This window comes from Ruegeria sp. CG11 (assembly GCF_056537245.1).
Genome location: NZ_JBQFRE010000020.1, coordinates 15580 through 36896, shown reverse-complemented (window position 1 = coordinate 36896; position 21317 = coordinate 15580). Strand labels below are relative to the sequence as shown.

17 protein-coding genes are annotated in these 21317 nt (G+C 60.4%); 4 read left to right on the top strand and 13 right to left on the bottom strand.

Going from position 1 to position 21317, the window contains the following annotated elements; all coding sequences use genetic code 11:
• Nucleotides 1-84 precede the first annotated feature (84 nt).
• Nucleotides 85-639, top strand: a complete 555-nt coding sequence (locus tag ACR0KW_RS21345; RefSeq protein WP_480806807.1) for a helix-turn-helix domain-containing protein — start codon at nucleotides 85-87, stop codon at nucleotides 637-639.
• Nucleotides 636-1154, top strand: a complete 519-nt coding sequence (locus ACR0KW_RS21340) for an N-acetyltransferase family protein (protein ID WP_480806806.1) — start codon at nucleotides 636-638, stop codon at nucleotides 1152-1154. The genes ACR0KW_RS21345 and ACR0KW_RS21340 overlap by 4 nt, the downstream gene beginning before the upstream one ends.
• On the opposite strand, the gene ACR0KW_RS21335 is transcribed toward ACR0KW_RS21340, so the two are convergent.
• The 12 genes from ACR0KW_RS21335 to nadA all read right to left on the bottom strand — a co-directional run bounded on the left by ACR0KW_RS21335 (nucleotide 1151) and on the right by nadA (nucleotide 17559).
• A complete protein-coding gene (locus ACR0KW_RS21335) occupies nucleotides 1151-1876 on the bottom strand; it encodes a response regulator (RefSeq protein ID WP_480806805.1) in 726 nt (241 codons plus the stop codon). The genes ACR0KW_RS21340 and ACR0KW_RS21335 overlap by 4 nt on opposite strands.
• A gap of 95 nt (nucleotides 1877-1971) precedes the next feature.
• Nucleotides 1972-3216 (bottom strand): molybdopterin molybdotransferase MoeA, encoded by a 1245-nt coding sequence (locus ACR0KW_RS21330; RefSeq protein WP_480806804.1) that lies wholly within the window; start codon nucleotides 3214-3216, stop codon nucleotides 1972-1974.
• On the bottom strand, nucleotides 3209-3694 hold the full coding sequence (locus tag ACR0KW_RS21325) for a plastocyanin/azurin family copper-binding protein (protein ID WP_480806803.1): 486 nt from the start codon (nucleotides 3692-3694) through the stop codon (nucleotides 3209-3211). Before ACR0KW_RS21325 ends, ACR0KW_RS21330 begins: the two co-directional genes overlap by 8 nt.
• 14 nt (nucleotides 3695-3708) lie before the next feature.
• A complete protein-coding gene (locus ACR0KW_RS21320) occupies nucleotides 3709-5910 on the bottom strand; it encodes a HEAT repeat domain-containing protein (RefSeq protein ID WP_480806802.1) in 2202 nt (733 codons plus the stop codon).
• A gap of 164 nt (nucleotides 5911-6074) precedes the next feature.
• Entirely contained in the window at nucleotides 6075-8756 is a 2682-nt protein-coding gene (locus tag ACR0KW_RS21315) for an arsenate reductase (azurin) large subunit (RefSeq protein WP_480806801.1), read from the bottom strand.
• Nucleotides 8757-8770: 14 nt separating this feature from the next.
• The gene (locus ACR0KW_RS21310; RefSeq protein WP_170327762.1) at nucleotides 8771-9340 is read right to left on the bottom strand and encodes an arsenate reductase (azurin) small subunit; all 570 of its coding nucleotides are present in this window, start codon (nucleotides 9338-9340) and stop codon (nucleotides 8771-8773) included.
• A 5-nt stretch (nucleotides 9341-9345) separates the two neighbouring features.
• Nucleotides 9346-10533: a cytochrome-c peroxidase gene (locus tag ACR0KW_RS21305; RefSeq protein ID WP_480806800.1), complete on the bottom strand. Its 1188-nt coding sequence runs from the start codon at nucleotides 10531-10533 to the stop codon at nucleotides 9346-9348.
• 11 nt (nucleotides 10534-10544) lie between these two features.
• Complete coding sequence (locus ACR0KW_RS21300) at nucleotides 10545-11651, bottom strand: cytochrome-c peroxidase (protein WP_480806799.1); 1107 nt, start codon at nucleotides 11649-11651, stop codon at nucleotides 10545-10547.
• A 98-nt stretch (nucleotides 11652-11749) separates the two neighbouring features.
• Nucleotides 11750-14002 carry a hybrid sensor histidine kinase/response regulator gene (locus ACR0KW_RS21295; protein ID WP_480806798.1) on the bottom strand — a complete coding sequence of 751 codons (2253 nt, stop codon included), beginning with the start codon at nucleotides 14000-14002 and terminating at the stop codon, nucleotides 11750-11752.
• Nucleotides 14003-14087: 85 nt separating this feature from the next.
• Nucleotides 14088-14936 (bottom strand): carboxylating nicotinate-nucleotide diphosphorylase, encoded by an 849-nt coding sequence (gene nadC, locus ACR0KW_RS21290; RefSeq protein WP_480806797.1) that lies wholly within the window; start codon nucleotides 14934-14936, stop codon nucleotides 14088-14090.
• The gene (locus ACR0KW_RS21285; RefSeq protein WP_480806796.1) at nucleotides 14933-16498 is read right to left on the bottom strand and encodes an L-aspartate oxidase; all 1566 of its coding nucleotides are present in this window, start codon (nucleotides 16496-16498) and stop codon (nucleotides 14933-14935) included. Before ACR0KW_RS21285 ends, nadC begins: the two co-directional genes overlap by 4 nt.
• Before the next feature lie 8 nt (nucleotides 16499-16506).
• The gene (gene nadA, locus ACR0KW_RS21280) at nucleotides 16507-17559 is read right to left on the bottom strand and encodes a quinolinate synthase NadA (protein ID WP_480806795.1); all 1053 of its coding nucleotides are present in this window, start codon (nucleotides 17557-17559) and stop codon (nucleotides 16507-16509) included.
• Between the two features lie 376 nt (nucleotides 17560-17935).
• Here nadA and gntH point away from each other — a divergent pair, with 376 nt between their 5' ends.
• Nucleotides 17936-19192, top strand: coding sequence for a guanitoxin biosynthesis MBL fold metallo-hydrolase GntH (gntH, locus tag ACR0KW_RS21275; protein WP_480806794.1), 1257 nt, complete (start codon nucleotides 17936-17938; stop codon nucleotides 19190-19192).
• Nucleotides 19193-19557: 365 nt separating this feature from the next.
• On the opposite strand, the gene ACR0KW_RS21270 is transcribed toward gntH, so the two are convergent.
• Nucleotides 19558-20436 (bottom strand): LysR substrate-binding domain-containing protein, encoded by an 879-nt coding sequence (locus ACR0KW_RS21270; RefSeq protein ID WP_480806793.1) that lies wholly within the window; start codon nucleotides 20434-20436, stop codon nucleotides 19558-19560.
• A 116-nt stretch (nucleotides 20437-20552) separates the two neighbouring features.
• Between ACR0KW_RS21270 and ACR0KW_RS21265 the strand changes: the two genes are divergently transcribed.
• Nucleotides 20553-21302 (top strand): SDR family oxidoreductase, encoded by a 750-nt coding sequence (locus ACR0KW_RS21265; RefSeq protein WP_480806792.1) that lies wholly within the window; start codon nucleotides 20553-20555, stop codon nucleotides 21300-21302.
• Nucleotides 21303-21317 lie beyond the last annotated feature (15 nt).

The window sequence follows — 21317 nt, the reverse complement described above, 5'->3', positions numbered from 1 at the left end:
GATGTATCTGCGCCCTTTCTTGTTGTGTTGTGATTTTTTTTGAATAATATTCTCAGATACGAACGCGATTCCCATATCTGAACCATGCTGGACGACCTCTCAAACCGCCTTGCCAACCACCTGAACGAGCTGCGCCGGGGCCACGGATGGTCACTGGACCAACTGGCCCAGCACAGCGGCGTCAGCCGCGCCACCCTCTCGCGGATGGAGAAGGGGGATGTCAGCCCCACCGCGGAAACGCTGGGGCGGTTGTGTGCCGCATATGGCCTGCCGATGTCCCGCCTACTGATGATGGTCGAGGACAGTTTCGACCCGCGGGTACCTTTCGAGCGTCAGCCGGAATGGCGCGACCCGGAAACCGGGTTCACGCGCCGCTCGGTGTCTCCGCCTGCCACGGGGCTCAGCGCCGAGGTCCTGGAAGGCCATCTGCCGCCCGGCACGGTGATTACCTATGACACGCCGCCCAAGCCCGGGCAGGAACATCACCTGATCATGCTGGACGGTGCCCTGACGCTGACGGTGGACGGGGTCGCGCATGATCTGAGTGGCGGCGATTGCCTGCGCTATCACCTGTCCGGTCCGACCCGGTTCGAAACACCGCCCGCCCGCGGGGCGCGATACTTGCTGGTGCTGATATGATCTTGCGCCTGGACGACAGCGGCTTTGACAACGCATTGGAGGACCTGACGGATATCCTGCACGCCTGTGTGCAGGACGGCGCCAGCATCGGGTTCATCCTGCCCTTTGCGCAGGATCAGGCGCGCGCCTATTGGCAGGGCCGGGTGCGGCTGGACCTGCAGACCGGCGCGCTGGACCTGTTCGTGGCCCGCGACAGTGGGCGCATTGTGGGAACGGTACAGTTAATCCCGGCAGCGATGCCCAACCAACCGCACCGGGCCGATGTGGGCAAATTGCTGGTCCACCCGAAGGCCCGGCGCCGGGGGCTTGGGCGTGCTTTGATGGCCGCGCTACAGGATCGGGCGACCCAACTGAATCGAACTCTGCTGGTGCTGGATACGCGCAGCACTGACCCGTCGCGCATCCTGTACCAAAGCATGGGGTTTCAAATCGCCGGAGAGATTCCGAACTATTGCCGCAACCCGATCGAAGACCGGCTGGAGCCCACGACCTATATGTTCAAGGACCTTAGCTAGGCCGAGCTTTTGCGCACATTGGCGGCAAAGCAATAGCCGATCCCATGCACCGTCTTGATAAAGGTCGGCGCGGCGGGATCGGGCTCGATCTTCTTGCGCAGCCGCGCGACATGCACGTCGATGGTCCGGTCGCCGACAATGGTTTCGCGCCCGCGGGCCTTGTCCAGCAATTGATCGCGGGAAAAAACCATGTGCGGGTTCGTCACAAAGGCCAGTAGCACATCGAACTCGGTGGTCGTCAAAGGCGTGGCCCCGGACGCACCAGCGGCGGTCAGGGTGCGCTCATTCACATTCAGCACCCAGTCACCGAACTTGACCTGAGGCATCTCGTCCCCATTGGCCGCTTTCTCTTCGGGTCGGGCCCGGCGCAGAACGGTGCGGATGCGGGCCAGAACCTCACGCGCCTCAAACGGTTTGGTGATGTAGTCATCGGCCCCGAACTCCAACCCGACAACCCGATCGAAAATCTCATCTCGGCCCGAAAGAACGATGATCGGAATGTTGGAACTCACCCGCAGCTCGCGCGTAATGTCGAACCCGTTGCGACCGGGCAGACCGATATCCAGCAGGATCAGGTCGATCTCGGAGGTTTCCAGAACAGCATCCATCGCATTGCCATCTGCGGCGCAGCTGACCCGGCAACCCTGCTTTTCAAGGTAGCGCTGCAGAAAAGACGTTATCTGCGGGTCATCATCGACGACAAGGATATGTTCTTTAACCATAATCAGATCCAAGCGGGCGTGTTAAGCTGGCGCGGAACAGTTGTAGCTGCTGCTGATCGTTTCATGCAAGAACGCGGCTGACCTATTCAGCAGCGTCAGAAACGCAGGAACTGCAACCCGTGGCCTTGCGGCAGCGTCTCAGTTTCGGCCGGAATGATCGCCAGACCATCCGCCTGCGCCAGCAACGCGACCCGACCGCTATAGGATGCTGCCATCAGGCGCAGCCGCGGGGTACCGTCAGGTGCCGAGCCCTCGATCCTTACGGGACGGTATTCCTGACGCCCTGCCCGGCGCTCCAGCGGTTCAGCCAGAACAGCCTGTTCCGGCGTGTGCGGGGCGTGGTGCAGACCGGCCCTGCGGGCCATCATGTGCGATCCGATGATCTGCCATGTCACATAGGCCGAGACCGGATTGCCCGGCAGCCCGACATAGAGCGCATCGCCCCGGCGTCCGAACATGATCGGTTTGCCCGGTTTCATCGCCACCTTCATCACATCGGTCTGACCGCCGATTTCGGCAAACAGGCGCGGCATGTGGTCTTCGTCGCCCACCGACACACCCCCTGTGGTGACGATCAGGTCAGAGGTATCGCAGGCCTCACGCAGCACCTGCTCCAACAGTTCTGGATCATCCTCAACCGGGCCTTTGTCGTTAAGGTCGACCCACGGTTTGTCCAACAGCGCCCGCAGCATGTAGCGGTTCGAGTTGTAAATCTGGCCAAGGCCCAATGCCTCACCGGGCTGACGCAGCTCGCTGCCGGTCGAAAAGATTGTGACCCTCAGCTTGCGATACACCTTGACCTCGCCATACCCGGCCGAGGCCAGCGCGGCGGCCTCGCGCGCGGTGATTTCGCACCCGCGCCGCAGGATCGCGGCACCGGCCTTCAGGTCCTCACCCGCGCGGCGAATATGCTGGCCGGGCTTGGGACGGCGGGTAAAGCGGATGCCGTCGGCGGTGGTCTCGCAATCCTCCTGCATCAGGACTGAATCAAAATCCGCCGGCACCGGAGCGCCGGTGAATATCCGCAGAGCGGTACCTACGGGCGCCTTATGGGCACCGCTGTCCCCGGCGGCCACGCGCCCGGCGACGGGCATATCAAAGGTCGGACCATCGCCCAGTTCCGCCGTCCGAACCGCGTAGCCATCCATGGCCGAATTGTCGAAGGCCGGCATGTCCACCTTGCTGGTGCAATCCTCGGCCAGCACTCGGCCGATGGCGTCGATCAGCGGCAGCACCTCGGTATCGGCTACCGGATCGGCCACGGCCAGACCTCGGGTCAGAGCTTCGGACACCGTCAAATACATTTGAGCGTGCCGGTCGCAGGCGCATCCATCAGCCATTTTGATCCTCCAGTTGTTCGAAAAGCTCTTCAAACCCGGCCTGTTCGGCCTCGCCCAATTTCGGCAAATAGGCGCGCGCCTCTTCCAGGTTCGAGCCTGGGTCACCCACAATCAGCAACATCACCATGCCATGTCGCCCATGCACGCGGCAACGGATGCCATAGACGCCTTCCTTGTCGAAGGTCAGGTCCATTTCGGGCTGGCCGCGGATCTCGAACGCGCGCGCGCCCACCGGGATCATGCGAATGATCGAGGTCACCGTATGCCGCCCGGTCGAACCCTTGAAACGGACGGTCGATCCGGCCGGCACATGCAGCAGCTTCGGCTCGAACCGAAAGGCATGGGCCGGGGTGTCGGCGTTCAGGTCTATGATCTGGTGCACCACGGCAACTTCGGGAATATCCTCGGCCTGTGCGGCGGGGGCAAAGGCCATCACCCCCGCAAGGATCGCTGCACTCAGTTTCAGCGAAATCGTCATCTGTCCCTCCGGGTTCAGGCCACCCGCGAGGGTTTCCCCAGCAGATCGGCCAGCGCGCTGATCATCACCGGCCATAGGGCACGGCGGTCTTCGTCGCGCAGCCCGGTCAGCAATTCGCGCCCAATGGACACCACCGCCGGGGTGCTGTCATTGACATAGGTCACGATTCGCTGCTCGGGATTGGCCAGCAGGAAGGGCACGATGGCCGCCCCCGCCTGATCCGGCGCGGTTTCCGACAGCAGCCGCATCGCCGACTGACGCACCGGGGCCGAGACGTCGTCCAGCAGGCTGCGCGCCACATCCGGGGCGCCATCCCATCTGGTCAGAATGTGCATGGCGTCGATGCGGAACGGGGTATCCCCGGTTTTCACCATCGCCCGCAGCTTGCCGCGTAGCATATCCTGCGGTGGCAGATCAGCCTGTTGCAACAGTTTCAGGGCCTGCAGCGAGAGGGCAGAATCCGTGTGTGACAGGCCCTGGGTGATCAGATCGACCAGTTGACTTTCATCCAGCTCCGCACCGTGACGCGCCACCGCGACGCCCAGCGCCGCAAAAGCCTGTTGCGCAATTTCGGTTTCGGGGTCTTTGGCGATCTGCGCCAGCATGATCTGCATCCCCTTCACCTCTCCCAGCAGGCGGATGGCGGACATGCGGGTTTCACGCTCCAGCGCTTCGGCATTGTCGTCCAGCGCAATGCGACGGCGTTTGGGGTGGCGTGTCGCCTTGGCCAATAGCGCCTGTTCGCGCGGGGTCAGGGGTTGGACTTCGTCCTCCTCGGCTTCTTGCTTCATCTCGGCGGCGATGGCGTCATGGCCGAGGATTGCGCCAAGGCTGGAGGTCGGGCCGTTGTCGCCGCCCTCAGACACATCCAGACCGGCTTCTTCCAGCGCGGCGATATCGGTTTGCGGTGTGTCGGTGGGTTCTACTTCCGAAACGGGCATCGGGGCCAAAGCAAAGGACAGCAGCAATTCGCGACCCTGCTGCTGGTTCACATGCGGGCGCTCTGCATCGGTAACGATCATTGCCAGCGAGGCCACGGCTTTCAGCCGCACCGACCGGAACGGAGACCGGCAGGCGCGTTGCAACCATTCTGCCGCTTCGCGCAAAGGCGAGGTCACCAGCGCTTCGACGATGGCCCATTGGATGCGCTCGGCCTTGAGATCATCCGCATCTACCGAAAACAGCGCATTCAGCCGGTCGGCCACCAGTTCCGGGGCCAGTGCGGCCAACAACCCCAGCGCCTGCGCAGACACTTCGGGCTGTTGCCCGGTGGCGAGGAAATCCAGAACCTGCCAGCGCAGATCCTCCTGATCGGAGATCGGCGTACTGCGGTCCAGACGTTCAATCAGCGCCAGCTGTACCTTGGCACCGGGGTCGCGCATCATACGATCCAGCAGTTCGGGCTCGGAAAAGCCCGAGAGGTTCAGCGCCGCGATGCGGATGTCTTCGACCGCATCGGTCAGGGCCTGATCGACAAGCGCGGCATCATTCGGCATCAGCGCCTCATAGGCGATCAGACGCACGGCCCCGTCCTTGTCTGTGACGGCCTTGCGCAGGATGGCTTCGGCCTCGGACCCGCCAATCGAGGCCAGCGTCCGCAGGGCGCGGTGGCGCAGGCGGCGGTTCGAGGATTGGGTGAACACGCCCAAAGTCGGCACGGACGGTTCACCGATCCGGCCCAGCGCCTCGCAGGCCACATCGCCCAGCTCCTGCCCGTCTTCATCCATCAGGGCCAGAACAATGGGTTCAATCGCCGCCGGATCACCCATCCGACCCAGCGCCTTGATCGCTGCGATCTGGGTATCGAGCCAGTCGTCCCATTCGTCCTGATGCAGCTCATCTTCGTCCCAAGTGATCTCATCCCCGCGTCCGGTCACGAGTGTGCGCAGATAGGGCGCTGCATCGTCGGATTTCAGCTCGGCCAAGGCCGTCACGCAGGCCAGTTTCACCTCGCCGCAGGGATCGTGAATCAAGTTCTCCAGCAGTTGCGGCGCGGCCTCCTGCACGCCCAGCGCGCCCAGCGCTTGGGCGGCGTCCTGGCGCACGTCTTCATCGTCGTCCAGCAGCGCCTCGACCAGCGCGGGACTATTGGAGGCACCAATAGCGGTCAGGGCCTGAATGGCGCGCAGGCGGATCACGTCATATTCGGATTTTGCGTATTCGGAAAACAGGCCGGTGGCCTCATCGCGCAATGCGGTATCGGAATGCATGTTCATATCAAGCTGCCATGTCTGCGGTTGGGAGAGGTTGGGAAAATGGAAGGCAGGTTTCCCAACCGATGCCTGCCTTCCAAGTGAACCGGGGGGCCGGTTCAAGGCCCCTTCTGCAGTGGGGCCGAACCCGGAGGGCGGCATGGCGTCCGCCCCCCGGAAAGCTGTCGTCAGGCGATGTCGCGCGGTGCAAAGGACATCGTACGGAACGAGGTCTTGTAGGGGCTCGGCCCCAGTTTGCGCAGCTTGGCAACGCCCATCTTGTAGTTGTAGTTGCCGCTGATCCAGTCGACGATCCGGCCCTCAAGCGCGTTGGCGGGCTGCTGCATGTGCAGGAAGTCCATGTAGACCACGCTCTTCTTGATGGCGGGCGTGACCATGGCCACGGCGGTGATCGCCGCTTTGGTCAGTTCGATATGCCCGTTCTCCATCAGTTTCGAGAACTGGAAGTCATCGCCTTCCACACCCAGCAGCGTGGTCTTGTTGCCCGGAACCCGTTCAGAATAGACCATCACATAGTCGCCGCTTTCGATGCCACGCTCGGCCGCATCGTCAGGGTGAATCTCAACCCAGTTTTCCGGCCAGCGCTGCACGATATACGGGCGGCGACGGTCGTCGAAGCCGGACTGCCAGCGTTCATTGATCCGACCGGATGTGGCCCACAGCTCGCCTTCTTCCTTGTTGGGTTTCAGCCATTCCCAATAATCCGAGAACAGACCCCATGGCGATTTCTGGATGTTGCACTTGCCGGTCTGACTGTTGAAATGCGTCAGTTTCTTGTTGAACACATCCTTACCTGCGGCGCCGGTATCGGGCAGCGTACGGGTCGTGTCGTGAAGACGCTTGGTTTCAATCAGCGTGACACCATCGGCATCCAGCATAACCGGACACTGCACACCGTCGGTGCCAAACTCACGGACCTTCTGGTGCAGGCCTTTACCTTCCATCTTGGCCAGACGATAGACCGCGTGGAAGTCCTTGCGCGACCCGCGGGTAAAACGCACGGCCTCTTCCGCAACCTCGTTCGAGTTCTGCCAGTCGAACCCGTCAAAGCCCATCCGCTGTGCCAGTTGCGCGATGATCCACCAGTCGGGCTTCGCCGCACCGGGCGCATCATAGAACTTCTGATACAGACGCAGACGGCGTTCGCCGTTGGCCCGCAGGAAGTCCTCTTCACCCCAGGTTGCCGCCGGGAACACGATGTCGGCGTAGCGGTTGCCGATCGGGTCCTGCAGATAGATGTCCTGGTTGATCACCACCATGCCGCCGCTGTCGGCGCGGGCCTTCAGTGTGTCGATCATCTCTTGCTTGTCGAAAGAGGCGATCTGGTTCGGATTGCGGACGGTCAGCTCCTCAAACTTGTCGGCCAATTGCTGCGATCCGCACATGGACTGGATCCAAGTGGTGCCGATAACGTGGGCCATACGGGTATGACCTGCGATCAGATACCGGTCGGTATCCATCGCACGGCGACGGCGACCCGGCAGTTTCTCGGGCGATTTATTGCGCGGGTATTTCCCGCCCTTCACACCGCCCCGCTGGTGACCACCGGCCCGGCCAATGACCTGACCCGGACGGCCGCCACAGCCACAGATGATGCCCAGCGCGGAAATCGCCTGCGTGTTGCCGGTGTTGTTGGACCAGTAGAACCCTTTCTCGATCATGACCGAGGTTTTGGGCCGTGTGCCATCCTCTTTGGGTTTGGCCAGCCATTCAGCAGCAGTATAGATTTTCTGCACGTCGATTTCGGCCATGGCGGCTGCGTTCTCGGGCGAGAATTCGTCCTGCGACAGCAGCCACTCTTTCCAGTCTTCAAAGCCCTTAGTCTGGAACTTGCCCCAGGTCGTACGCCACTGCCATGGCGTGTTCCGGGTGCCCTGACCAAAGCCAGACGAGCTTTCCCACTTGTTGTTGACCCATTTCTTGATCCAGTCGCTGTCTTCCCAGCCATTTTCCACGATGACGCGGGCGATGGCGTTGACGACCAGCAGGTCAGTGCCAGGCAGAACGTCGATATGCAGACCGCCCATCTTTTCAGCATGGGCCACGCCAGCAGACCGACGCGGGATCAGATAGATTTCTTTCTGACCGTTCTGCATCCCCTTCATCATCCACTGGGTATAGAGGATGGTCTTGGTCTCATACGGGTCGGTGCCGCAGACCAACAAAGTTTCCGCATCCCGCCAATCCTCATACGACGGGCCGAAATTGTCGAAACCCGCATCCCGGAAACCGGGGGTCGAGGTCACGTCGGAGGGTGTGTCGTGGAAGGTGAAGTTCGCAGTGTTGATATGGCGCAGCGCGTATTTCGAGATCGCATAGGTGTTCTCGATATACTGATAGCTGAAGGTCTTCACGCCATAGGCATTGGTGCCGTGTTTGGCGATGACATGGTTGCCCACCTCAGCCGCCACATCCAGCGCCAAATCCCACGGAACCGGCATCAAGGTGCCATAGATCCGCATCAGTGGCGTCTTCAGACGGTCGCGCGTCGGTGTCTGCGGGTTATAGCATTTCTGCGCGATACACCCGCCCCGCAATGAGCTGTCGCCGTCGGTGTTGACGTATTGCGTGTCCTTGTCGGGGATGATTACCACGTGGTGCGGCTGACCCTTGTGCAGAACGATATTGTGCTGGTTCGGCGCGACCCAGGCACCCAGCGGTGCTACGGGGAAATCCTCGCCAAATGCGTTTTCGTCCGCGGAAGGGCCGCCGGGTTTGGCCGTTACGGGCCAGCGATAGACTTTGTAACCACAGGCCACGATGCAGTAATCGCAGGCGGTCGAGATGACCTCGGCGCCTTTGGGCGGCAGCGGGACGTTGGTTTCGGGTACGTAATACGGGGTTGCCATGATACCGTTTCCCCTTATGCAATCAGGTTGTCGTAACGGCCGTAGATCAGGCCGAACATGCCAACGGCGTAGATGTCATCGCCGTCCAGTTCCAAAAGGACCTGCGGCAACGACTGGTAGGCCTGCCCCGAGACGAGGATGCCGTGCCGTGTCACGTCATAGGTGGACAGGTGCAGCGGGCATGGGCCCAGCACCTTGTGATCCGCTTTGTAGGTGTCGTAGAGCGATCCGCCCTGATGCGTACAGGTCAGGTTGAACGCCACAACGTCCTTTTGCGGACCGATGCCGCCGCCGCTTTCCACGCCGGTCTTGACCAGGATCGAGTCCGAATAGTCGCCCTCATCCGGGTAGTAGAATTCGACCGGGACATCCTGCTCCAGTTCGGAAAGTTTGCCGATCAGCTTTCGCGGATAGGTGGAGACCAAGGCGGGAACCTGTTCGGCCTGACCGTGGCGGGTGGGCATCGCCACCATCACGGCAAAGGTCGTGGCACCCGAGGCGAACAGGAACTGGCGGCGGTTCACGGTGCAGGCCTTTTTGGCCTCGCCCGAACAGCTGCATCCGGTTGCGTTATGATCTGTCATGACGCTTACTCCTCTGCTGCAACCGCAGGAAGCGGCTGGTAGTCCGGCAGGTCGGGTTCCTCGATCAGGATTTCCTCGCCGGACAGGGATTTCAGGAAGGCCACCAGATCCGATTTCTCCTGGTCATTCAGACCAAGTGGTTGGATCAGCTGGGACTTGTTGGCTGAGAACTCGTTCTCGCCGCCGCCCTGGTTGTAGAATTCGACCACATCCTCGAGCGTCGCCAACATGCCGTTGTGCATGTAGGGTTCGGTATAGAGGGTATAGCGCAGAGACGGTGTGCGGAACTTGCCCTTGTCGGCCTTTTCCTTGGTGCGGAAATAGAAGCCGGGGTCGTCCTTGGTGTGGCGATACATCTCTTCGGTCGAGCCTTTGGCATACAGCTCATACCGGAAGGTCACTTGCGCCAGGCCATCGTCCTGCCAACCGTCATAGGCGGGCACGCCGGTGTTGTAGTATTTCTCATCCGACAGCAGCGCGCCGTTGTGGCATTCGGAACATTGCGCCTTGCCGGTGAACAGTTCCAGCCCGCGTTTCTGTTCTTCACTCAGCGCCGCATCATCTCCGCGCAGATAGTTGTCGAAGGGCGTGTCTGTCTGAACGATGGTCCGTTCAAACGCGGCGATGGCCCGCCAAGCGTTACCGACGCGCGGCCACTGATCGCCAAAGACATCGTTGAACCGCTCGACGTATTCCGGGACAAAGGCCAGACGGGCCTCCATCATGTCGGCCTCGCCGTTCCCGGCGACCGCACCGCCTGCGGCGGATTTGGCCTGGCTCTCAAGGCTCTTGGACGAGCCCGCCCAGAACAATTTGCCGTAATAGGCCGAGTTCACGATGGTCTGGCTGTTGCGCCAGTGGGTCGTACCGGGATATCCGAATGAAATCGGAGCTTCGACATCCCAACCGATATCCGGCATGTGACAGGCCGAGCACGGTGTCGACGGGTTGCCACCCAGACGCGGATCGAAGAACAGCATCTTGCCCAGTTCGATCTTGGCGTCGGTCTGCGGGTTGTCCAGCGGAATTGGAGGCTCGCCCAGCGCCACCAATGGCGCATCCGGGTCGGGGTCTGCCCCGCCAATACCGGCCTCAATCTCCATGCTGGTTTCCGCAATGGCCTGTGATCCCAGGACGGCAAACAGGGCAGCGGTGGCGATTGTGCCTTTGAAGTAAGACGAAAGGTCTTTCATGGGTCCACTCCTCAGTTTGTCGCGTTTTGCCAGTTTTCGATCGGCGCATAGTCCGTATCGATACCCTCGGCGACGAAGTCGGGGCCGGTCAGCGGCTCGCCGGACAACGCCTTGAGGAAGGCCACCAGCTGCGCTTGCTCGGTTTCGTTCAGGTTCAGCGGCTTGATGCGCGGATCCTTGTTTTCATCCTCGCCACCACCGGCGTTGTAGAAGGCCACCACGTCCTCGAGCGTTGCCAGCGTGCCGTTGTGCATATACGGCGCGGTATAGGTCAGTTCGCGCAGTGTGGGGGTCATGAAGGTGCCGAACGTGTCGGCGGTGTGGGTGCGGATGTACGCTCCGGGGTCGGCGCGCAGGTTCATGTAGTTCGCAACGCCCAGGAACTTCATCATCGCCACAAAGGTGATGTGACGTTCGGGGGTCGCCCAGATATCGGGGTTGTCGCCCACACCGATATTGTGCGGCAGGTCATCGGTGAACCGCTCGCCCGCGTGGCAGGAGTTACAGCCGCTGGCCTTGAACAGCTCATAGCCCGCCTTGGCTTCCTCCGACATCTCACCCGTGTCGAACGGAGCGCCACGCGAGATCAGCGTTTTCAGATATTCCGGGATTGCGTTGCGGACGCCGCCGTTCGAGGGCTCGCCAAATCCGGCAGCTTCAAACATCTCGACATAGACCGGGTCCTGCTTGATGCGTTCCTGCATCAGACGCATGTCCATGTTCATGGAATATGTCTCGGTGATACTTTCGCGGGTCACGTCATTCAGGTTGGTGCCGATCCGCCCATCATGGAACCACGCCGCGCGCTTGGCGCTGTTGATCAGCGTTGGCACATTGCGGAAATGCAGGTTGCCTGCATAGGCGTCCGACAGGGCCTGCCCGTCGGTGAAACCCAATTCCGGCTGGTGGCAGCTGGCGCAGGACAGCTCGGTATCGCCGGAAAGTCTTGGATCAAAAAACAAACGTTTGCCAAGGGCCGCCTTGGCTGGGTCGAACTCTATGGCTTCTACCGGGCCCGGCTCATCGGCCTGGGCCTGGTCTACCGGTAACGCAGCGCAGATCGTCAGCAATGAAACTGTCGACAGCGCCGAGAACCACGTTCTGGCTTTGGTCATCATCTGAAAGCCCCTTTATCGCTATTCCGATCACACGGTTTGGCCGAGGACCGGCTGGACAAACCTTAGGGGGCAGATGTTTCGTGGTGATTTGATCCAGGTTAAGGTCTGTGAAGAGATGTTAAATTTTGTTTCGAAACCTGATGCAAAGATGTGCGGATAATGCGTGCAAGACTTTGGACATCAACGGGTTTCTGAACGCGTACGGTCGAGTCGCCATCGTCAGGCGTTTCTGCATCGTCAAAATAACTGCTGACCAAAATGGTCGGAATATCAGGCCGCAGAGCCCGCGCCGCAGCGATCAGATCGGTACCGGTCAGCCCGGGCATCATCAGGTCCGTCAAAAGGACATCATAGCTCTCTGGTGCTGCACGGAACGCCTCCAGCGCCCGTAGCGGATCGGAATAGGCCTCGACCCGATAGCCATAGCGGGTCAGCAGCCGGCGCGTGACATACAGGACGTTTTCATCATCATCGACCAGCAGAACGTGTTCATCTCCGGCCACTGCGCGCAGTTCGGACTGCTGTTCGGGGCTGAGCGCGGGCATCATCGGATAAAACAGACTGAACCGGGTGCCCTTGCCGGGTGCCGAGTGCAGCTCGACCCGGCCATGGGATTCCTCGACACTGTTATGCACGATGGTCAGCCCAAGACCGGTGCCCTTGCCCACCGGTTTGGTCGAGAAGAACGGCTCGAACACTTTTTGCTGTACCTCGTCGCTCATCCCCGGCCCGGTGTCGGTGACATCCAGACGGATAACGCCAATCGCCTCGTCCGGCATGTCATCCAGCGCGTCGTCCTCCGCCCGGCTGATCCGCAGCACCACCTCGCCGGGCTGGTCGCCCATCGCCTCGAACGCGTTGTGGCACAGGTTCAGAAGAGTCTGGAAAAACAGGGTGGTGTCGAAATCGGAAAAGGCCGCGTCAATCTCAATGTCAAAGCGGGTCTCAATTCTGGGCGGGGCCGAGACCTTGATCAACTCCAGCGCCTCTTGCGTGGCTTTCACCAGATCGCCGCGCTGCGGGTTGCGCGGGCGCTGGCGGGCAAATGTCAGCATCTTACGCACCAGCGCCTGCGCCCGCCGCGCCGCAATCCGGATGTGACTGACCGAGGTCTGGACGTCCTCGTTCCCGTCGGCATCCAGTTCGATCAGATCAGCGTTGCCGATCACGCTCATCAGCACGTTGTTGAAATCATGCGCGACCGATCCTGCAAGGATGCTGACGGCCTCCATCTTCTGCACCTGAGCGAATTGTTCGCGAGTGCGACGGGTTTCGGTGATGTCTTCGCCGATACCAATGTAATGGGTGACAGAACCGTTCTGATCCACCAGCGGGAAAATCGCCGTCGAAACCCAATAATGCGCGCCATCCTTGCGCAGGTTCCGAAACACGCCGTACCAGCTTTGGCCCTGTTTCAGCCGCCCCATCAGGTCCTTGTAGACCCCCTGCCCGGAATAGCCCGATTGCAGCAACTTGGGTGAATGGCCATAGACCTCGTCCGCCGTATACCCGCTGAGGTCAAAGAACTTGCGATTGGCGTATTCGATATTCAGATCGGTATCGGTGATCAGGATCGAGGTCGGGCTTTGCTCCACCGCGCGGGCCAGTTTGCGTTCGGCCAGTTCAACCTGCTCGCGCAGGGTCAGTTCGGCCTGCAGGCGCCGGTTGGTGCGCAGGATGTTGGCGATCAGCAAGGTGGTCAGGATGGCGACCACCCCGACAAGAACAATCAGCCCGACCAGCAGAACCGAGAAGTTGCGCACCAGCCGCTCGCCATCGGAAAACGCGCGTACCATGCCCGAGAGGCTGCGATCCCGCTCTTCGACCCACAGGGTTTCCAGCGTTGCCAAAGCCGCCAGCGCGCCGCTGTCATCGACGCGCACTCGGGTATCGATCTGTTCGGCGGTCTGGCCTGCGGCGATACCCTCTTCGATCAGGGGGATGTTGCCGGTATATTCCAGGGCAACGTCTTCGATCTGCCGCAAGGCGTCCAGTTCCACCTGCGATGGGTCCGAGTTGCGATAGGCCTGAATCGTCCCCAGCAGGCGAGCCGATTGCTGACGCAGGATCGGGCCGTAATCCGGGTCCTGCCGAAGCACGTAGTTCTTGAAATTGTGAATCAGACCGCCATAGCCGAAATCCGCACGGATGTCGGAGATCCAATAGCCGCGCGGCGTGGTTTCGACCGAATAGCTGTGCCAGGCCTGCCGCATCTCGCCAATGCGGTTGCCGGTTTCGCGCGACATATACAGGAACACCGACAGGATGATCACCAGCGCGATGCCGATTGCAAAGGCCACGGCAAGCGACCGCCCTGGATAACCCTCGACCACTTTGGGGACGTCTTTCATGCCTGCACCCTGACCAGAACATCTTTCAGGCCTAGGGTGTGTCACGTTTTGCAGATGCGCGCCACTTTTGTTCAGGCTGTGCAGCTTAGAAGTCCAGCCCGATATCAATGGTGCGGTAGGAATGGGTCAGCGCGCCGGACGAGATGTAATCCACTCCGGTCGCCGCCACGGCGGCCACCGTGTCACGGCTGATATTGCCCGAGGCCTCGGTGACGATCCGGCCATCCACCAGCGCGACCGCCTGCTTCAAGGTCTCGGGCGGCATGTTGTCCAACAGCACCACATCGGCTCCGCCGACCTCAAGCACTTCGGCCAGTTGCTTCAGCGTGTCCACCTCAATTTCAACCTTCATCATGTGCGAGGCGCGGGCCTTGGTGGCCTCGAGCACCGCCCGCACGCCCCCAGCGGCGGCGATGTGGTTATCCTTGATCAGGATCGCGTCGGACAAAGAGAAACGGTGATTGAAACCACCGCCATGCAGCACCGCCTGTTTTTCGACAATGCGCAGGCCGGGCGTGGTCTTGCGGGTGCAGGTGATCCGCGCCTCGGTGCCCTTGGTCTCGGCCACCAGCGCCGCCGTTGCGGTTGCCACGCCGGTCATACGACCGGCAAAGTTCAACGCCACTCGCTCACCCGACAGGATCGAGGCCGCGCTGCCTTTGATTTCCATCAGCGTATCACCCTTGGTGCAGCACTGACCGTCGGCAATATGGGTCGTGACCTGCAGCGACGGATCGACCAGACGGAATGCCAGCGCGGCAATCTGCATCCCCGACACCACCGCGTCCTCGCGCGCGTTCAGCCGCGCATTATAGGTGGCATCCGCCGGGATCACGGTCAGGGTGGTGATATCGCCATTGGCGCCCAGATCCTCCATCAGCGCCGCGCGCACCATGGGTTCCAGGATCATGTCGGGCAAAGCCGGGTAATTCATGCTGCATCCTTTGCAATGCGGTCCCGCAGGGCCAGTGCCTCGGTCAGTTTCAGGGCAGAGCGTTGGCCGGGGCCGGGAATAAGGTCAGGGAAGTCGGATCGGTAATGCGCACCGCGGCTTTCCTCGCGCAGCAAAGCGGCGGCGGCGATCAGCGTGGCCGTGGCTGTCATGTTGAGGAACACTTCGGAATCGGCGTGCTTGGCCTCAAGCGCAGCGATCTGCGTCAAGGCGTGGCGCAGGCCCGTTTCGTCGCGCACCACGCCCACATGTTCCGTCATGGTGCGGCGCAGGGTGGCCACATCCTGATCCAACGCGGCTTCGTCGCCGGAGGTCAGGTGTACATCCACCTCGAGCGCCGCCTGCGTGGTCATCTCACCTGCAATGTCCCGCGCGCAAGAGCGGGCAAAAACCAGCGCCTCGAGCAATCCATTCGAGGCCAAGCGGTTCGCGCCATGCAACCCGGTCGAGGCCGCCTCGCCACAGACCCAAAGCCCCGTCAGAGAACTGCGCCCTGCCAGATCGGTTTCGACCCCGCCCATATGATAATGCGCCGAGGCGGTCACCGGGATCGGGTCGTGCGCAGGATCAACACCATTGCGCAGGCAGGCCTCGGTCACGGCGGGGAATTGCGTCGCGATCTCTGCCCCGATGGCTTGGCGTGTGTCCAGAGCGGGTCTCTTGCCCGCCTGCGCCTGCTGGTAGACGGCGCGTGCAACCGTGTCGCGCGGGGCCAGTTCGGCATCGGGGTGGATGTCGGACATGAAGCGGTGGCCATCACGGTCGATCAGAACAGCCCCTTCACCACGCAGCGCCTCTGTCGCCAATGGCGTCGGGTCTTCACCCACACCGATTGCGGTGGGATGGAACTGCACGAATTCCGCGTCGGCAATCCGGGCACCGGCACGGGCGGCCATACCGATGCCCTGCCCCCGGATACGCGCCGGATTGGTGGTCTGGGCGTAGAGCCCCGACGACCCGCCGGTGGCCAGCACATGCGCCGCACCGCGCAACAGAACGGTTGGCGCTGCGGCCATATCCGCATTGGTAAGGTAAACGCCAGTGACCCGGGAGCCGTCACTTTCCAATCCGACGGCCTGCGCGCCTTCGATCACCTGAATCCTTGGGGTCTGGCGCAGTTCTTCGATCAGCGCACGCATGATCTCGGACCCGGCCTGATCGCCCTTGACCCGCACCACCCGCGCCGCGGAATGCGCCGCCTCTCGCGACTGCACAAACCCGCCATCGGTGGTGCGGTCGAACCCGGTACCAAGGTCGGACAAGTCATAGATATGCTCGGGCGCGGCCTGGGTTACGAACTCGGCCACCTCACGCAGAACCGACCCGGCGCCCGCGCGCATGGTATCCTCGGCATGGGCTTCGGGGCTATCCGTCCGCGCCATCGCCGCTGCGACGCCACCCTGCGCCCAGGCCGAGCTTGCGCCGGACCCCAAAGGCTCGGGCGAGATCATCACGACCGGACAAGGGGCCAGTTTCAGCGCGGTATAAACCGCCGCTAGCCCGGCCCCGATGATGACCACACGCGGCGTCTCAACGATCTGCATGTCGCCGATCAAATACCCAGTTTACGTGACAAATCGATCATGCGCTGCACCGACAGGCGCGCCTTGTCGGCCACGCCCGCGTCAACCTCGACCTGTCCGGTCATGGTGTCCAGCGCGAACAGCACCTTTTCCAGCGTGATCTTCTTCATGTACGGGCACATGTTGCAGGGGCCGACAAATTCGACCTCGGGCAATTCATCGGCGATGTTGGATGCCATCGAACATTCCGTGATCAGCAGCGCCTTTTCCGGCTTCTCATCGGTGACATATTTGATGATGCCGCTGGTTGAACCCGAGAAGTCGGCCTCGGCCACAACGTCCGGCGGACATTCGGGATGCGCGATCAGGCGCGTGCCTGGATTCCATTCGCGGAAGTCGCGCAGGTCATTGGCGCTGTACTGTTCGTGCACGATGCACGACCCTTCCCACCAGACCACGTTCTTCTGTGGAACGTCGCGGGCGACATTCTGCGCCAGGTACTGGTCCGGGGTCATGATGACCGTGTCACTGTCCTGCGCGGCAACGATCTGTGCCGCGTTGGACGATGTACAGCAGATGTCCGAGGCCGCTTTGACCTCGGCCGTGGTGTTCACATAGGACACCACCGGTGCGCCGGGATAGCGGCGGCGCATTTCTTCGATCCCCTCGGCGGTGATCGATTCCGCCAGCGAGCACCCAGCCTCCATATCCGGCATCAGCACGGTTTTCTGCGGGCTGAGGATTTTGGAGGTCTCGGCCATGAAATGCACGCCGCATTGCACGATTACATCCGCCTCGACCTCAGTCGCCTTGATCGCCAGCTGCAGGCTGTCGCCGCCGAAATCGGAAACGCCGTGGTAAATCTCGGGCGTCATATAGTTATGACCCAGAATGACTGCATTGCGCTCGGCTTTCAGGTCGTTGATCGCCTTCACGTAGGGCGCATAGATCGCCCAATCCACGGGCGAGACCACGCGGGACATGCGGTCGTAGATATCGCTCATGCTTTCGGCAAGCTCGGGCGACGGGGCCAGGTCATATTTTTCGGAGAGATGCGCGCGCTGCGCGGGTAGGTCGAACACGGGACTGTTTTTCTGCCTGATGAACTCGTGACGCTGTTCATATGGTGTTTGTGGCGAATTTACCACCACCCAGACCAGAAGAATCTTCTGATATCGCTAGCGTCGGCGGAATTATCTTTCCGAAGCGTGTAATCCCAAGGCCTTACACTCACACGTGGCAAGTGCCTCCGCGGTCGCCATGACCATCTTTCCCGCCCGCTGCGGATCAACGCCATCCCGATGACGGGACCGAATCCCAAACAAAAACCTGCATAAGGCTGTCCACTTGGCGTTTCAGGGCAAGACTTGCCAAATGCATTCCAGAATTGCGATCCTTTGATGAGTCGAATCCGCGCAGTTGTACGTTTTGTCAGAGTCCTAGTGGGGGAGATTTTCAATGTTGTTTTCTAAGTTTTTTGTACGCGCAATGGCACTTGGAGCGGGGATATTCGCTTCGTCTGCCACGAGTTTGGTTGCGGAAAACCAAGGTCCTACTGAATGGTCTAGAACCGAGCCTTATCCCAACCAGACAGTATATTATCCTGGCACGGAAACCCTTGGTCCGGACGAAATGAGGGTCGTCGCTTGCGGAACGGGAATGCCGCAGCCGCGCCTGAAACAGGCTGCTGCGTGTTTCCTGGTCGAGCTGGGGAATGGAGAAAAGTTCATCTTCGATATGGGTGAAGGGTCGTATGAACGGATTATGGCGCTTGGGATTCCCCTGGATCAATTGGACAAGGTCTTTTTGGGACATTTGCACCTTGATCACGCAGGTGATTTTCCGGCCTTCTACTTCACCGGCCCTGTGAACAACCGCCTGACACCTGTACGTCTTTGGGGACCCGAGGGGATCAAGCCGGAATGGGGCACAAAGTCCTGGGCGGACCACATGATGAAGATGTGGGCGTGGGAAGAAGCAACCCGAGGCGCGGCAGTCGATCCGCGCGGCTTGCAGCTTGAGGTGAACGAGTTCGACTGGAAAGCTGTAAACAACGTCATCTTCGACGAAAACGGTGTTCAGGTCCGGACACTTCCAGCCATTCACGGTGAGCAAGCGGTAAGTTTCCTTCTGGAATGGAATGGCCTCAAGTTCGCCTTTTCGTCCGATACGCTTCCGACGCGATGGTGGAGAGAGCATGCAGCCGGCGCGGATCTTGCCGTCCACGAGTGCTTCACCCCGCCTGAGTTCATGATCGAGAAATACGGATTTGCACCATCGGAAGCGATTTTTGTAGGCTCACAAGGGCACACCGCTGCGCAAGCCTTCGGCAAGATTATGTCTGATACCGCGCCGCGGCTGGCGGTTTGCTATCACTTCCAAAATGACCACGACATCGCGCTGGCCGTTTATTCGGCAATACGGGAAACGTACGACGGCCCCTTGGATTTGGCCGCTGATTTCATGACGTGGAACGTAACGAAAGATACAATTCGTACGCGTCAGGGTGTACCCAATGAGGAATCTTTCCCGGCACCGGTCCAGATGGCAAAACAGCCCCCGGATTCTGCTGCGGAGTTTCCGTTTTCTGAGTTCGATCTTGAGAGTATCGACCGCCCAGCCGCGCAAGCCACGAACGACATGATCAAAGCATTCAACGAAAGCTCAGGAAATAACGAGGTGGGAGCATATACCAGCCTCCCCTTTAAGGAATAGTCAGAAGATTGGCGCTACATTAGTCCCGGAAATGAGCTCGCCAAGGCTGTTTTGTCCGTGTAGCTGACGGTTTCCCTGGTGACAGGCGGGGATGCTTTTGCCGAAGCCACGTGCCCGAAGCTCGTCCTTGATCGTTGTGTGCGCGGGATCGATGCCGACCGCTAGATAGGCTCAGAGCCACTTTCACAACAATCCGACCGGCTTATCTGGGAGCCCGCGACCAGAGCTTGGAGATACGCACCAGGTTATCCAGGTCGGCGCCTGCGTACTCAGCCGTCTTTGCCGTCAAACTGAAGTGATGAGCGATACAACCGCAGATCGCTTCGCATAGCACCCGTTCCGCGTTGTTGCTTGGCATTTGACCGTCAAAGCGACATGAGCCACTTCTTGAAAATTCTTACGGTGACCCGCTCCTGATCACCGGGGCGACAGACGAAGTAGAGCCCACGATCCAGCGCAACATGGCTTTCGTCTAGGCGGATCAGCCGACCGAGTTCCAAGTCCCTCTCGACCAAGAGATGTCTTGCCAACGCCACGCCTTGGCCATCTATCGCCGCCTCCAACAGAACGGCACTGTCTACATACTTGATGCTTTGGGAGTTGATGCGATCCGTATTCAGCCCAACTTGCGCAGCCCAACTTTCCCATCCGACGTTGAAGGCATCGTGCAATAACGGGAGGTCAGCCACGTCATCAGCACGCATAGGTAGCCGCGTTCTCCCAACAAGGGACGGCGCAGCCACCACGATCAGTTCCTCTTGTCTTATTTGCTCGTGATACAGCCCACCCCAACCGGGTTTGCCAAACCGCAGGGCAACATCAACCTCGGACGTATCGAAATTTGCAAAGGTATCATTTGTATCCAGTAGCAACGCGATACCCGGATGTTCTTGCTGAAACGAGCTGAGTAACGGCACAAGCCATTTGAGCGCCAGCGACGTGGACAAAGACACCGTAATCGACTGGCGGTGATGCAATCGCCTGACCTCCGATACGCCCAGCTGCAAGGCCGAAAACGCCCCACGCGTTGATTGGTGCAGGCGTTCCCCGGCTTTGGTCAGCTCAACACCATTGGGGCGGCGGTGAAAAAGCGTCACGCCAAGGTGCAGCTCCAGCAACTTGATCTGCCGGCTGATCGCCCCGTGGGTGACGTTCAGAGCATCCGCTGCCTTGGTCAGGCTGGAACGGGTTGCGGTTTCGTCAAAGGCCTGAAGGGCGCGAAGGTGTCTGAGGTTTTCAGCCATGTGAGAAAATCTAACAGCAATGTTCCATAAACTCGATAGTCCCGATGAATTCCAAGCGAGTACACTGGCTTCAACTTATGAAACGTCACACCATTCGCCGAGAGAAAGGGCTTACCATGCCTATAACCAAAGTGACGCTGATGACAGGGACAGGACAAGGCATTGGTCGGGGCTGCGCTATTGAAATGGCAAAGGCAGGCTACAAGGTTTCGCTGATGTCTCCGTCTAACCGGTCCGTTGAACTGGCGGACGAGCTTGGCGGGATTGGCCGCCGCGGCTCTGTGCTGGATGTCGATGATCTGCAAGCGATGATCGACGACACGATGAGCAAATATGGGCGGATAGATGCAATCGTCAGCAATATGGGTCACGGTGGAACGGTACCAGAAGCCATCAAGACCGTGGGCTTCGATCCGGACTTTGACGGGCCACTTTTGGAGCTCAGCGACGAGTTGTGGCACGAAAGTCTGGACATGTATGTGCTGAATGTCGTGAAGATTGCCCGTATCGTCACGCCCATACTGATCGAACAAGGCGGCGGCGCTTTCGTAAACATCTCGTCCATGAATGCGGTCGAGCCTCGCGCGCCATACCCCATGAGCATGTTACGCGGCGCTTTGCACAGCTTCTCAAAGCTCTATGGGGATCGTTATGCACGCTACAACATTCGCATGAACAACCTGCTCCCCGGTTTCTGCGAGAACGTGAACCTGTCTGAACGGGCCCGCCGAGAAATCCCCGCGCAGCGGCCTGCAACATTTGAGGAAATTGGACAAGCTTGCGTGTTTCTGGCCAGCGAAGGGGCCCGCTACATTAACGGTCAGAGCATACTGTCTGACGGCGGGATGAACCGCGCGGTTCGATAGAAAAGAGGCCGTGAG